Annotated in this window: 14 protein-coding genes and 2 riboswitches; of the genes, 8 read left to right on the top strand and 6 right to left on the bottom strand. The window is 36.3% G+C overall.

The window, feature by feature from the left end; genetic code table 11:
* Positions 1-279: 279 nt before the first annotated feature.
* Together metC and metI are read right to left on the bottom strand one after the other, a co-directional pair.
* Complete coding sequence (gene metC, locus G9F74_RS03195) at positions 280-1,443, bottom strand: cystathionine beta-lyase (RefSeq protein ID WP_016109094.1); 1,164 nt, start codon at positions 1,441-1,443, stop codon at positions 280-282.
* The gene (metI, locus tag G9F74_RS03190) at positions 1,440-2,552 is read right to left on the bottom strand and encodes a cystathionine gamma-synthase/O-acetylhomoserine thiolyase (protein WP_000103906.1); all 1,113 of its coding nucleotides are present in this window, start codon (positions 2,550-2,552) and stop codon (positions 1,440-1,442) included. Before metI ends, metC begins: the two co-directional genes overlap by 4 nt.
* A 94-nt stretch (positions 2,553-2,646) precedes the next feature.
* Positions 2,647-2,756: riboswitch (SAM riboswitch) on the bottom strand.
* Between the two features lie 202 nt (positions 2,757-2,958).
* Positions 2,959-3,068: riboswitch (SAM riboswitch) on the top strand.
* A 70-nt stretch (positions 3,069-3,138) separates the two neighbouring features.
* Here metI and G9F74_RS03185 point away from each other — a divergent pair.
* The 6 genes from G9F74_RS03185 (at position 3,139) to G9F74_RS03160 (ending at position 10,830) form a co-directional block, all read left to right on the top strand.
* Positions 3,139-4,974, top strand: a complete 1,836-nt coding sequence (locus tag G9F74_RS03185) for a bifunctional homocysteine S-methyltransferase/methylenetetrahydrofolate reductase (protein ID WP_016109093.1) — start codon at positions 3,139-3,141, stop codon at positions 4,972-4,974.
* Complete coding sequence (metH, locus tag G9F74_RS03180) at positions 4,971-8,369, top strand: methionine synthase (RefSeq protein WP_000649705.1); 3,399 nt, start codon at positions 4,971-4,973, stop codon at positions 8,367-8,369. The genes G9F74_RS03185 and metH overlap by 4 nt, the downstream gene beginning before the upstream one ends.
* 18 nt (positions 8,370-8,387) lie before the next feature.
* Positions 8,388-9,446 carry an undecaprenyldiphospho-muramoylpentapeptide beta-N-acetylglucosaminyltransferase gene (locus G9F74_RS03175; protein WP_000724784.1) on the top strand — a complete coding sequence of 353 codons (1,059 nt, stop codon included), beginning with the start codon at positions 8,388-8,390 and terminating at the stop codon, positions 9,444-9,446.
* 95 nt (positions 9,447-9,541) lie between these two features.
* Complete coding sequence (locus G9F74_RS03170) at positions 9,542-9,802, top strand: DUF3966 domain-containing protein (protein WP_079996683.1); 261 nt, start codon at positions 9,542-9,544, stop codon at positions 9,800-9,802.
* Between the two features lie 95 nt (positions 9,803-9,897).
* Positions 9,898-10,275: a nucleoside 2-deoxyribosyltransferase gene (locus G9F74_RS03165; protein ID WP_016109092.1), complete on the top strand. Its 378-nt coding sequence runs from the start codon at positions 9,898-9,900 to the stop codon at positions 10,273-10,275.
* Positions 10,276-10,341: 66 nt separating this feature from the next.
* Complete coding sequence (locus tag G9F74_RS03160) at positions 10,342-10,830, top strand: hypothetical protein (RefSeq protein WP_016109091.1); 489 nt, start codon at positions 10,342-10,344, stop codon at positions 10,828-10,830.
* Between the two features lie 34 nt (positions 10,831-10,864).
* Here the strand turns inward: G9F74_RS03160 and G9F74_RS03155 are convergent, their stop codons facing one another.
* The gene (locus tag G9F74_RS03155; RefSeq protein WP_001092833.1) at positions 10,865-11,176 is read right to left on the bottom strand and encodes a hypothetical protein; all 312 of its coding nucleotides are present in this window, start codon (positions 11,174-11,176) and stop codon (positions 10,865-10,867) included.
* Positions 11,177-11,428: 252 nt separating this feature from the next.
* Here G9F74_RS03155 and G9F74_RS03150 point away from each other — a divergent pair, with 252 nt between their 5' ends.
* Positions 11,429-11,644, top strand: a complete 216-nt coding sequence (locus tag G9F74_RS03150; protein ID WP_001008324.1) for a DUF3912 family protein — start codon at positions 11,429-11,431, stop codon at positions 11,642-11,644.
* An 87-nt stretch (positions 11,645-11,731) separates the two neighbouring features.
* The gene (locus G9F74_RS03145; protein WP_000875408.1) at positions 11,732-12,124 is read left to right on the top strand and encodes a hypothetical protein; all 393 of its coding nucleotides are present in this window, start codon (positions 11,732-11,734) and stop codon (positions 12,122-12,124) included.
* Positions 12,125-12,186: 62 nt separating this feature from the next.
* On the opposite strand, the gene G9F74_RS03140 is transcribed toward G9F74_RS03145, so the two are convergent.
* The 3 genes from G9F74_RS03140 to G9F74_RS03130 form a co-directional block, all read right to left on the bottom strand.
* The gene (locus G9F74_RS03140) at positions 12,187-13,581 is read right to left on the bottom strand and encodes an L-cystine transporter (RefSeq protein WP_001094345.1); all 1,395 of its coding nucleotides are present in this window, start codon (positions 13,579-13,581) and stop codon (positions 12,187-12,189) included.
* Between the two features lie 107 nt (positions 13,582-13,688).
* Positions 13,689-13,931: a DUF2626 domain-containing protein gene (locus G9F74_RS03135; protein ID WP_000440717.1), complete on the bottom strand. Its 243-nt coding sequence runs from the start codon at positions 13,929-13,931 to the stop codon at positions 13,689-13,691.
* Positions 13,932-14,056: 125 nt separating this feature from the next.
* Complete coding sequence (locus tag G9F74_RS03130) at positions 14,057-14,752, bottom strand: helix-turn-helix transcriptional regulator (protein ID WP_000434114.1); 696 nt, start codon at positions 14,750-14,752, stop codon at positions 14,057-14,059.
* Positions 14,753-14,766 lie beyond the last annotated feature (14 nt).

Raw genomic sequence — 14,766 nt, 5'->3', positions numbered from 1 at the left:
TCGAGCTCCGATAGAATATCGAATCTCGATGGCTGCTTAGTCTTTTTAATACTGTCTACTTGACAGGGATAAGACCAGGAATCGGCTTTTTTTAATAAGTGATATTTCCTTAGCGTTGTAAATCCGCATTTTCCTGACGCTACCCCTCATTAGACTAACGAGGAGGATGGTTGAAGAAGCCAAAAAAATTTGAGTACAAAAAGAAAAAACACTAAAAAGAATATACTAAACCGCATAAAAAGAAGATATGAAAACTTAATCTCATATCTTCTTTTCTCTCTACGCATTTACAGGTTCTTCTACATAAGAGAGGGCATTTTCAAAATCGGATATTAAATCGTTAACATTTTCAAGACCGACTGATAAGCGAAGTAATGAATTAGAGATACCTCTTTCATCACGAGCTTTTTGCGACAGTGCGGCGTGGGACATTTTAGCTGGGTAGGAAAGAATCGATTCGACAGCTCCTAAACTCACTGCAAAAACAGGTAATTTTACTTTTGATAAAAATTGGCGGAGTGCATCTTCTGACTGCAAAGTAAACGATAAGACCGCTCCAGCTGACGTTGCTTGAGATTGTTGAATATTAAATCCAAGATGTGTTTGTAATCCCGGATAATAGACATTTTGTACTTTAGCATGCTCTTGCAAATAGTGTGCAATTTTATTGGCATTTGCAGCTGAGTGCTCAAGACGTACATGTAATGTTTTTAGACCGCGAAGTACGAGAGAACAATCTTGAGGTCCTAAAATAGCGCCAAATGCATTTTGTAAAAATCCAAGCTTTTGAGCGAGTTCGGCATCTGTTACGACCGCTAATCCGGCAGTAACATCACTGTGACCAGCAATAAATTTTGTAGCACTATGAAGAACGACATCGGCGCCAAGATCAAGTGGCTTCTGGAATAATGGTGTCAAAAAAGTATTATCAACAAATGTAAGAGCACCAATAGATTTTGCGAGTTTAGAAACCTCGCGAATATCTGTTACTTTTAAAAGTGGGTTAGATGGTGTTTCTACATAAAAGAGTTTCGTATTCGATTTAATATTTTGCTTTATTTCTTCTAAATTGGTCATATCAACAAATGTATGTGAAACACCGTAACGGGAGAGTACTTCAGTTATAATTCGATAAGTGCCTCCGTATACGTCTTCTGAAATGAGAACGTGATCGCCTTGTGAAAGAAGGAGAAAAGCAGTAGAAATCGCTGCAATGCCTGAGGCAAAGGCGAATCCTTTTGTTCCGCCTTCTAATAAAGCAATGATATCTTCCAGAGCTTCACGAGTTGGATTTCCAGATCTGCTATAGTCGTATTTGCCAAAAGTATCTACATCAAACTGGTGAAATGTTGATGTGTTATAAATGGGAACGTTAACAGCTCCTGTTTGTGCATCGTGTTTATATTGGTTGTGTAGTAAGAGTGTATCTATAGAATAACTCATATTCTCACACCTTCTTTTACAAGTTTAATGGCTTGATTTAAGTCTTGAATTAAATCATTGCTGTTTTCAATGCCGACGGAGAATCGAAGAAGACGATTACATACACCGTTCGCCGTTCTGATTTCTTCTGGAATATCAGCATGTGTTTGCGTTGCTGGATAAGTCATTAAACTTTCTACACCACCAAGACTTTCGGCAAATGTGATTAAGGATAAAGATTGTAAGAATGGATTAATCCAAGCTTCATCTTTAAGTCGGAATGAAATCATACCGCCTCTCCCTGGATAAAAGACATCTGTCACACCATCCTCATCATTTAAATAAGCAACAACTGCTTTCGCATTTTCTTCATGTTGTTTCATGCGAAGCGCTAAAGTTTTCATACCACGAATTAATAGCCATGAGTCAAATGGGCTTAAGACAGCACCGGAGGCATTATGATAATGAGCGATTTCCTCACAAAGTTCCTTTCCTTTTGCAACGACAAGTCCGCTTAATACATCATTATGCCCACCTAAATATTTCGTTGCACTATGAAGTACGATGTCAGCACCTTCTGTTAATGGCTGCTGTATATAAGGCGTGTAGAATGTATTGTCTACGATAAGAAGTAGTCTGTGTCTTTTCGCTACAGTTGCGACAGCGGCAATATCAGTAACTTGCATTAATGGATTAGTCGGAGTTTCTATGAAAATAGCCTTCGTTTCAGTTGTGATAGCTTGCTCAATTTGTTTAATAGATTGTGTATTTACGTATCTACATCGAACATTCCACTTTTTTTCGTGTTCGGAAAATAAGCGATACGTTCCCCCGTATAAATCTTCGGATACAATAAGTTCATCTCCAGAACGGAATAATGAAAGGACGAGGAGAACAGCTGCCATACCTGAACTACAGGCATAACCTTGTTGGCCATATTCTAAGTCTGCGATTGCCTGTTCTAAAAGACCACGAGTTGGATTTCCAGTTCGTGAATAGTCAAAGCCGGTAGATTTACCAAGTCCTTCGTGACGATAAGCGGTTGAGAAATAAACGGGTGGATTAACAGTTCCTGTTGTAGTTTCGCTACGATTTCCGATTTGTGCTAGTTTTGTTTCGATAGTTGACATGTAAAAATTCCTCCTTTTTAAATTGAACCAGTAGTTGAATATAAAATAAAAAAAGCCTTCTAAGAAGAAGGCTTTCGGATTGAATAGAGTCTTCTTCTCATCTGTCAAATCTTTCACAATTTGCTGGAATTAGCACCTTATTAACAAATGTTAATGGTTGCTGAGGCGTCATAGGGCCAGTCCCTCTACCTCTCTAGATAAGAATGTTCGTATGAAATTTTTATTATGTTTTTAACTTTACAACAAAAGTTAATTGAATTGCAACTTTATTTTAAATAATTTTTATTTTTCCGCAAGTGTCATTGACTTTTATATTTGTGCATGCTAAATTTATAAAAAATTAACAAACATTGTTAAAAGGGGAACGCATTTCCTTTTAGCTACATAAATAAAATAATAAAGACAACTCTTATTGAGAGCGGTGGAGGGAAAGGCCCTGTGAAACCCGGCAACCTTCAAACGAAATGTTTGAAACGGTGCTAATACCTGCAAAACGAATGTTTTGCATAATAAGAGGCGGAACAATTATGTCCCCCTCTTCAAAGTGAAGAGGGGGTTTTTATATTGATAGAAATGAGGGAGATTCGTGAAATTACTAGATTTATTATCAAAAGGAATTGTAATAGGTGATGGTGCGGTTGGAACGTTATTACATTCACATGGTTTGCAAAGTAGTTTTGAAGAATTGAATGTATCTGATCCAGACCTAATTATATCGATTCATAAACAATATGTAGCTGCTGGTGCAGATGTGATTCAAACAAATACGTATGGAGCAAATGAGGCGAAATTACGTATGTATGGCTTAGAAAATCAAGTTGTTCAGATTAATAAAGCGGCAGTGAAGCTTGCGAAAGCATCTGTTACAAACAGAAATGCAATTTTAGGAACAATCGGTGGTATGAAACATATCGGAGCTGTCACAACGACTGATATGGAGCGAGAATTTATGCTACTTGAACAGGCAGGTGCTTTACTAGAAGAACAGGTTGATGGATTACTATTAGAAACTTTTTACGATGAATTTGAATTACTTCATGCCGTTAAAGTATTGCGTAAGCAAACGAATATTCCGATTGTTGCTCAAGTAGCGTTACATGAAGCAGGTACGACTCAAAATGGAAATGATGTCAATGAAATATTAAAGCAGCTTATAGATTACGGTGCAAATGTTGTTGGATTGAACTGTCAACTAGGGCCACTTCATATGACGGAAGCTTTCAAAATGATATCGATTCCGCAGAATGGCTATTTATCAGCATACCCAAATGCAGGTCTCCCAAATTATGTGGAGGGGCGTTACGTATATGAGGGAAGCCCAGCTTATTTCGAAGCGATGACACCAAAATTTATTGAGCAAGGTATTCGGTTATTGGGTGGTTGTTGTGGTACGACTCCAGAACATATTCAAAGTATGAAGCGCGCTGTTGCGAATGTTACACCTGTAATAGAAAAAGACACAATTCAAAGACCGAAAGTAGTTCATACACACGAGAAGCGTTCGAAGGCAAAGGTTACTCTTGCGGAAAAGGCAAAAAAACAAACGACAGTTGTAGTGGAATTAGATCCGCCGAAAACGTTAGATACACAGCGGTTTTTTGAAGGAGCAAGAGCGTTAAAAAGAGCGGGAGCAGACGCTATTACTCTAGCAGATAATTCATTAGCATCGCCTCGTGTTTCGAATATGGCAATGGGCGCACTATTAACGAAGCACGATATTCCAGTATTGACACATTTAACGTGTAGAGACCATAACGTCATTGGACTACAATCTCATTTACTAGGTTTATCAGCGTTAGGTATGGAGGAAGTATTAGCTTTAACTGGTGATCCAGCGCGCGTTGGTGATTTTCCGGGAGCAACTTCTGTATATGATCTGTCCTCTATAGAGTTAATTAAAATGATTAAAGAAATGAACGATGGACGTTCCATTTTAGGGAAATCCATTGGACCGGCAACAAGGTTTTCAGTCGGAGGTGCTTTTAATCCTCACGTAAGGCATTTAAAAGCAGCGGTAAAGCGAATGGAACGAAAAATAGATGCTGGGGCTGAATATTTCTTAACACAGCCGATATATGATGTTGCTTTAATAGAAGAAGTATATGAAGCAACAAAACATTTGGAACAACCTATTTTTATTGGAATTATGCCATTAGTAAGTAAGCGGAATGCAGACTTTCTCCATTTTGAGGTGCCGGGTATTACTCTTCCTGAAGAAATAAGAGAGAGAATGGATGGACACGAAACGAAAAAGGCAGCTATCGAGGAAGGGATTCGTATTTCACAAGAGTTGATCGATGCAGCGATGAAATATTTTAACGGTATCTATTTAATTACACCATTTCTAAAATATGAAATTACAGAACATCTTGTTAAATATGTGAGAGAAAAGCAAGAAGTGAAAGAAGGTATTAATGGATGAAGTGTATAGAAGAAAAATTACAAAATAACATTTTAATATTAGACGGTGCAATGGGGACAATGATACAACAAGAGGACTTAACTGCGGAAGATTTCGGAGGAGAAGAGTACGAGGGCTGTAATGAATATTTAGTAGAAACAAGGCCGGATGTTATTTTAAAGATTCATAAAGCTTATATTGAAGCTGGAGCTGACATTATTGAAACAAATACATTTGGGGCGACAAATATCGTATTAAGTGATTATGAGCTGTCTCATTTAGATGAAGAACTAAATGAAAAGGCAGCACGATTAGCGAAACAAGCTGTTAAAGAAAGTGGGAATGAAGTATATGTTGCAGGTGCGATGGGACCGACAACGAAAGCAATTAGTGTTACAGGAGGAGTTACATTTGAAGAACTAATAGAAGCTTATACTAGGCAGGCGAGGGGATTATTAAATGGCGAAGTTGATGTGTTACTCGTTGAGACGAGTCAAGATATGCGTAATGTGAAAGCTGCTTATATTGGAATTCAAGCTGCTTTTGAAGAACTAAATAAAATTGTTCCTATTATGATCTCTGGGACGATTGAGCCGATGGGGACGACTCTGGCTGGGCAAACAATTGAGGCTTTTTACTTATCCGTAGAACATATGAAGCCATTATCTGTTGGATTAAACTGCGCGACTGGTCCGGAGTTTATGAGAGACCATATTCGTTCTTTATCTGATTTATCGGAGTGTTACATTTCTTGTTATCCAAATGCAGGTCTTCCTGATGAAGATGGACATTATCATGAATCTCCATCTTCTCTCGCTGAAAAAGTGAAGCGATTTGCTGAAGAAGGATGGATTAATATTATTGGTGGTTGTTGCGGCACAACACCAGAACATATAAGAGCAATGAAAGAAGCGCTAGCATCTCTTACACCGCGTGAGCAAAATGAACGAGCCGGACATGGAATTAGTGGATTAGAGGCGCTGCAATATGATGAGTCTATGAGACCGTTATTTGTGGGTGAAAGAACGAATGTTATAGGGTCACGTAAATTTAAACGATTAGTGGCAGAAGGTAAATTTGAAGAGGCTGCTGAAGTGGCAAGAGCACAAGTGAAGAAAAATGCTCATATTATTGATATTTGTATGGCAGACCCTGACCGTGATGAAATAGAAGATATGGAAAAATTCTTATCAGAAGTTACAAAAGTGTTAAAAGTACCGATTATGATTGATTCAACAGATGAAAATGTAATGGCGAGAGCACTTACTTATATTCAAGGGAAAGCTGTTATTAACTCTATTAACTTAGAAGATGGAGAAGAGCGTTTTGAAAAGGTAACGCCACTGCTTCGCAAGTATGGTGCCGCAATTGTAGTTGGGACAATTGACGAAGATGGTATGGCAGTAAGTGCTGAAAGAAAACTAGAAATTGCGAAAAGAAGTTATGAATTATTGACGACGAAATATGGTATACGCCCGTCAGATATTATTTTTGATGCACTTGTATTTCCAGTAGGGACAGGTGATGAAGAATACATCGGTTCAGCGGCAGCGACGATAGAAGGAATTCGACTTATTAAAGAAGCGTTACCAGAATGTTTAACGATTTTAGGTGTGAGTAATATATCATTTGGTTTACCACCAGCTGGACGTGAAGTGTTAAATTCTGTCTTTTTATATCATGCAACGAAAGCAGGATTAGATTATGCGATTGTTAATACTGAGAAATTAGAGCGCTATGCGTCAATTCCAGAGGAAGAAAAACGTCTTGCAGATGCATTATTATTTGAAACGACGAAAGAGACGTTAGAAGAATTTACGAATTTTTATCGTGTTGCTAAAAAGAAAGAGGTTGTTGTTCAAGAAACATTAACGCTTGATGAGCGACTAGCCAACTATATTGTAGAAGGTACAAAGCAAGGATTACATGAAGATTTAAGTCTCGCGCTGACAGAGGGAAGAAAACCTTTGGATATTATTAATGGTCCACTTATGACAGGAATGGATGAGGTGGGACGATTATTTAATAATAATGAACTTATAGTTGCTGAAGTATTGCAAAGTGCTGAAAGTATGAAAGCTGCTGTAAGTTATTTGGAGCCGCATATGGAATCTAGCGATAGTGCGAAAAAAGGAAAAGTATTATTAGCGACCGTTAAAGGGGACGTACATGATATTGGGAAAAATCTTGTTGAAATTATTTTATCAAATAACGGATATGAGATTATTAATTTAGGAATTAATGTTCGTTCGGATCGAATCGTTCAAGAAGTGCAAGAAAAAAAACCTGATATTATAGGTCTTTCTGGCTTGCTAGTAAAATCAGCACAACAAATGGTAACAACTGCTGAGGATTTAAAAGCGGCGAATATTGATATTCCAATTGTTGTTGGTGGTGCAGCGTTAACGAGAAAGTTTACAGATAATCGTATTTCTCCATCGTATAAAGGGCTCGTATGTTATGCGAGCGATGCGATGACAGGTCTTGATATTATTAATAAGCTTCAAAAAGAAGAAGAGCGTGAGAAGATGAAACAGGATAAAAAAGAACGTCATCTTCATATCGTAAAAAAAGAAGAGAAGAAAGTGGAAATTCCAGCAGTAATTGAGCCATTACCAAAATCAGAGGTTATGGTGCCTGATTCAACAAAACGAATTGTATTACGAGATGTTCCTGTCTCACATCTTGCCCCATTTTTAAATAGACAAATGTTACTTGGACATCACCTTGGATTAAAAGGAAATGTGAAGAAGCTTTTGAAAGAGGGGGATAAAAGAGCGCACGAATTAAATGATTTAATAGACGAATTATTGGTGGAAGGACAATCTTGGTTAAAACCGAAAGCAGTGTATCAATTTTTCCCAGCGCAAAGCGATGGACAAAACATCGTAATATATGATCCAGAAGATCATACGCGCGTAATAGAGCGTTTCACATTTCCTAGACAAGGAAAAGCACCATACCGTACTTTAGGTGATTATTTGCGCCCTATTGGAGATGAGATGGACTATGTCGCTTTCTTATCTGTTACTGTTGGGGAAGGAGTTCGGGATATTGCTGAGGAGTGGAAGGCGAAGGGAGATTATTTACGCAGTCATGCAATTCAATCGTTAGCGCTTGAATTAGCAGAGGGGCTTGCTGAAAAAACACATATGCTCATTCGTGACCGCTGGGGCATTCCAGATTCACCTGAACTGACGATGGAAGAGCGTTTCCGTACGAAATATAGAGGAATACGTGTGTCATTTGGTTATCCAGCATGCCCAGAACTTGCGGATCAAGAAAAATTGTTCCGTCTAATTCATCCAGAGGAAATAGGTATTTCATTAACGGAAGGATTCATGATGGAACCAGAAGCATCAGTAACGGCTATGGTATTTTCTCACCCTGAGGCAAGGTATTTTAGTGTACTATAGTGTAGAAGGGGGAGACGTATGAAGAAAATAGTCTTTACAGGTGGCGGTTCGGCAGGGCATGTAACACCTAATTTAGCCATCATTCCATATTTACAAGAACAGCATTGGGATATCTCTTATATTGGTTCTCATCAAGGGATTGAGAAAGCGATTATAGAAAAAGAGGGCATTCCGTACTATAGTATTGCGAGTGGAAAGCTACGTCGTTATTTTGATTTGAAAAATATAAAAGATCCTTTTCTTGTAATGAAGGGGGTTATGGATGCGTATGTAAGGATTCGAAAACTAAAACCGGATGTAATTTTTTCAAAAGGTGGTTTCGTATCTGTACCAGTCGTAATTGGAGGATGGTTAAATAGAGTGCCAGTTTTATTGCATGAATCCGATATGACACCAGGACTAGCAAACAAAATTGCGCTCCGTTTTGCTTCGAAAATATTTGTTACATTTGAGGAAGCAGCGAAACATTTACCGAAAGAAAAAGTAATATATACGGGAGCTCCTGTACGTGAAGAAGTGCTAAAGGGAAATCGTGAAAAAGGTTTAGCGTTTTTAAGTTTTTCACGTAAAAAGCCGGTTATTACAATTATGGGTGGAAGTTTGGGTGCGAAGAAAATCAATGAAACAGTTCGAGAAGCGTTACCAAAACTTCTTAAAAAGTATCAAATTGTTCATCTTTGCGGAAAAGGTAATCTTGATGAAAGCTTACAAAATAAAGAAGGATATAAACAATTTGAATATATCCATGAGGAGTTACCAGACATATTAGCGGCAACAGATTTTGTTATTTCACGTGCGGGATCCAATGCAATCTTTGAGTTTTTAACATTAGAAAAGCCAATGGTTTTAATTCCCTTATCAAAATTTGCTAGTCGTGGAGATCAAATTTTAAATGCAGAATCCTTCGAAAAACAAGGTTATGCCTCAGTATTGTACGAAGAAGATGTTACTATGAATTCTCTTATAAAGCATGTCGAAGAGTTAGATCAAAATAATGAGGTGTATAAAAGGGCATTAAAGAAATACAATGGAGAAGAAGCGATTAAAACTATTATTAAACATATTTCAGAGGCATGATTATACAATCATGTCTTTTTTAATAGGATGAAAGATTCCAAGAATTGATATTTTTATGTTACAATAACAAATGGTTAGTAGGGAAATTCCAATTGATTAAGCGTGAAAATACGAATGGATTAGGAGTGACTGTGTTGGAGCTAAGTCTCTATGAAAATACTGCACTTATTATATGCTTTGTGTTGTACGTTGGTAGTGTGATTGTTTATATTTCAAGGAAATTTTCGCAAGAACGAGAGCTTGAAAAATCAGAAATAACAGCAGAACTAGAAATGTTAGCTGATGAAAGTTATAAAAAACAAAAAACAAAAGAAGACCATGAAGCAACCCATCATTTAAACGCAAATAAGTTCTAAAGATGGGGATTTTTTTTGGATGTCGTTCTTTATTATATCTATAGCAAGTAACGCTAAAAGGAGTTTCCCCATACAGATTTAAAGGATGAACATAAATGAAATTTTATATAGCATCGGGATTTCAAAATAAACACATTGTTCGTTTTGTATCAGGCCAGTTAAAAGAAGCAGGATGGCACCATACATATGATTGGACAAAAAACGAAAGAGCAGTTAACCAAGAAAAATTAAGAGAAATTGGTGAGGCGGAAAAGAATGCTATAAAGGAAGCCGATGTCTTTTTATTTATATTAGATGGTGGAAATGGAAGTCATACAGAGTTTGGAATGGCCATTGCACTAGAGAAAAAAATATATATGTATCATGAAGGAAATTCGCTGCAAACAACATTTTACCATTTGCCAGAAGTACATATTTTTGAAGGGGATGCAAAAGAGTTTGTAGCTCACGTTATGAATAATGTGGATGTTTAAAAGGTTATAAAGATAATCTTTTGGGTACAGTGATGATAAGGAAAGTATATAAAGGAGCTATATAATATGAAATTAGAAAATGGTTGGGAAACAAGTTTTTTAGAAGTGGTACAAAAGAGTGAATTTAAGAGAGATGCGCTTCTTAGTCAATTGCTTTTTGCAGATAGTGAAGAAGTAGAAGAGCTTACTGATGATTACGGATATGAAGATATTATTGAACGCGAACATGATGATGAATTAGCAGAAATTTTAGGCGAAGAACTATTCAGTGAGATGGAGCGATACGTATTCTTATCTTCACAACCAGAAGAGAAACTGATTTCATTCGTAAATGGATTAGGTTTTCATGTGTTAGATTGGATCGTGCTTCTTGAAACAGAATTTGGTGTTGATAGTGCAAACTTTACATCAGATGCTGTGAAGATGTTAGAAAAGCGTTTCAGACAGTTTCCATACATAGAGGATAAGACGATTTTTGATATGACGTTTGGAGAAGCGATGGATGTATTAGAATCCATTACAGGATTACAACTGAAGGAAAAGATGAACGTATAATGAAAAAAGAACGTGAGGATATCACGTTCTTTTTTTACATAATAATAATTTTATCATCTAGTTTTGTCTGCCCAGTAAGAAGTGCGTTTAAATATTCCACTTTTCTTATACAAGCTTGTATATGTCTTTCAACCTCTTGTAACTCTGCTTGATGATGTGTTTCAATTGGATGAATTTGTACGTTAAATTTTTCAAATTGACTACTATATGTTATTTCTGCATAGCCGCTCATAATATCCGTTTCGTTATGAAATAAAAATTGTTTCGTTTTGTCACAGAATGATACATCCTGAAAGCCATATACTTTTAATGCGTCAATTACTTTTTTTATTATTTTTGTATTCATTTTTTAACCCTCTTTACGAAGTTCTACTTTTATATTATAACATAAAAAATTACATAGAAAGCGCTTCCAAGTGTATTTTATTATAAACTTTACGTTTCAATCATAAAAATGAAACAAAGAAAAAATAATTGTAAAGAAGGAAGGACTCTTTTATTGTTTCGTCATATATATAGAGAAATAGTGCAATGAAAGGAAATTTTCCGAGGTGGAGATTGTATTTCCAATTTGAGCGCAGTAAAAGAGGTGAGAATCTTGAACTTTGATATTGTAGGGCAAAAAGCATATATAAAAGATGGACCGCATCGGAACCGAATTGGAATTGTAAAGAAAAACGAAGAACAATTAAAACCACACTTCGCTATTATAATTGGAGAACAAAGTATTGATGTCGAGCTAAAGGATATCGTGTTAGTTGGAGTGGACGTAGGACAATTTCATAAATGGTGCGAGCAGAATGGTTATTTGTGAAAAGGACGGGCTGTGAGATAATGAAATATATTTGAGAAAAGAGAATATGTTATTGTATTCTCTTTTTCTATGTGTAAGGAGACGGAAATGAAGTATAAAGAACGAGATTTTACATTGGAATTGAAAGAGAAAATTCAATGTATGGAAAAGGAGATAGAGCGAATATCACTTAAACTTTTTAGAGAGTATGCCCATTTATATATTGAGAAAAGTATGGAATTAGACATTGGATTCGAAAGAGAAAAAGAAGATCCCTTTGAAACGGGGTATTATTCATCAGTTTCTATGGCGATAGTAGATGAAGAAGGTGAGATGATTGACTTTTATATCATTCCAATTTGGAAATGCGAAAATATCTTTTTAGGAATGCTAACTCAATCAAGAATTTGGGGGAGTAAGAAAGTAGGAGAACTTGTTGATTATTCTTATTATGAGATTGAGGAGGAGTTAAAAGAGCAACTAGAAGAATGCTTGGAGTGATACTTTTCAAGATGGGATGTAAAAAAAGACGCTAACAGTTTTATGTTAGCGTCTTTTTCTTATTATGAAGCAATTTCACCAGTTTTTGTATCATCTTGATTGTACGTATCTTGATCTAATTCACCAAGCCATTTACTAGAAATAAGACCTGCTGTCATAGAACCACTTACGTTAAGAGCTGTACGGCCCATATCGATTAATGGTTCAACCGAGATAACAAGAGCGACAATGCCAATTGGTAAGTTCATTGTAGATAGTACGATTAACGCTGCGAATGTTGCACCGCCACCAACACCGGCAACACCGAATGAGCTAATAGCAACGACAGCGATTAAAGTTAAAATAAATTGTGGTTGTAACGGATCAATTCCTACAGTTGGAGCGACCATCATTGCAAGCATTGCTGGATAAATACCTGCGCAACCGTTTTGACCGATAGATACTCCGAATGAAGCTGCGAAGTTTGCAATCCCTTCGGAAATACCAAGCTTTTCTTTTTGCGCTTCAATATTTAATGGCATTGCGCCAGCACTAGAGCGAGATGTGAATGCAAATGTTAATACAGGGAATACCTTTTTCAAATATTGAATTGGATTTAAACCAGATAGAGCAATTAATAATAAGTGAATAACGAACATTACGATAAGTGCTACGTAAGACGCTAACACGAAGTTACCAAGTTTTAAAATAGCATTTATATCGCTACCAGCAACTGTTTTTGCCATAAGAGCTAATACGCCGTATGGAGTAAGGCGTAAAATTAATGTTACCATACGCATTACGATTGCATATACAGCATCAAGCATCTTCTTAAATAACTCTGCTTGTTCTGGATATTTTCGTTTTACACCTATAAAGGCAATGCCGATAAAGGCTGCAAATATTACGACAGAAATTGTTGATGTTGGACGAGCACCTGTTAAATCAAGAAATGGATTTGTAGGTAATAGCTCTAATAATTTGTCTGGAATTGTTGTCTTTTCAATAGAAGTAAATCTTTCTTCAACTAGTTTCAGACGAGCAGATTCTGCATCACCTTGTTGTAGGCCTGTTGCTGATACATCAAATCCTGCACTTGCAGCGATTCCGACAGCTGCAGCAATTCCTGTAGTAAGAATTAAAATTCCGATAATAAGGCCACTGATTTTACCAAGATTTTTCGTTAATTGTAATTTTGTAAAGGCTGAAATAATAGATACTAAAATAAGTGGCATAACGATCATTTGAAGCAATTTCACATAACCGTTACCGATTAAGCCAAACCAAGTATTTGATTCAATAATTACTTTAGAAGTAGGCTCATAAATAAATTGTAATATAAGACCAAATAAAATTCCGACTCCTAAAGCAGTAAATACACGTTTATTAAAAGATACATGCTTACGTTGCATATAATATAATACGCCGACTAAAATGAGCATGACTGCAACGTTAATTCCGACAAGCAGTGTATTCATGTTGATTCCCCCTAATTCCAATCTGTTATATAGAATATAAGGTAATAAAACCTATAAGTCAACTAGGAAATTCCGCGATTAAAAAAAAGATGGCAAATTGCCATCTTTTAATGTCCAGCCCCAGGGACAAGTAAAAACGTCGTGTAGTATGTAAATCCTATGAAGAAAACAGTTAAGTAGGCCCCAAATACGTATATATACATACGCTCTGTTAATTTTAAATAACTTAAAAGTACGAAGAAACCTGTTTGTCCTAAAAATAGTAGTGCAGCCTGTTGCATATCCCCTACGTAAAACATAACCGAGAAAATTCCAGTCCAAAAGCCGAGAACGCGAAACATGCGCTCCATGCCATCTCCCTCCTTTTCTAGAAAAAGTAAACCTCTCCTCATTATAGTTTATTTTTCTTACTATTGTAAATATTCGTTCATATAAAAAGAAGCCAATTATAATTGGCTTCTTTTTATATGAGAAATTAAATTGTTAATTTATAATTACAAGATTTACATCCATCTAGTAGACTATCATTTCGTGTTAATTCCATGTTAGGGAATAGGATTTCAAAAATCCCTTTCATCATATCCCCATGCATATTACAAATTTCAGTTGGGTGATGAACAGCAACTTCTTTAAATGGACAATTGTGTACATCATAGAAAATTTTTGTTCCATCTGCACTTAATTCAAATGCAGGTGATAAACCAGCTGTTGAGAAAGCTTCTTTTGCAATTTGAACTTTTTGTTCTACTGTTAAGTCTTCTTCACTCACATTTAAGCGGTGCATATGTTGTTGCATTAATTCTGCTCCGAATTGTTTTCCTGTTTCGTATAGCGCTTTTTCACCAGCAGCTCCAAGGCTAAGAAGAGAATTGAACGCTATTTTTGCTAATAATTGATAATCACGGAATGGAAATTGCAATTGGATAACATCATCAGATAATACATATAATCTGCTTGGTCTTCCACCCTTTCCAGTTTTCTTTGTTTCAGATTTAAGCATATGAACATCTTCTAATTTAGATAAATGTAAGCGTGCTACGTTTGGATGAATGTCAAACTCATCTGCAATTTCTTGTACAGTTACGTAACTATGTTTTTGAGAAATATATTTATAAATGTAATAACGAGTTGGGTCAGATAATACACCTGTAATTTTTAAAGCTTGTTCCATTAGGATCTCCACCT

The sequence above is a fragment of the Bacillus sp. EKM202B genome, assembly GCF_011066025.1.
GTDB lineage: Bacteria > Bacillota > Bacilli > Bacillales > Bacillaceae_G > Bacillus_A > Bacillus_A toyonensis.
This window is presented reverse-complemented; position numbering and strand designations above follow the sequence as displayed.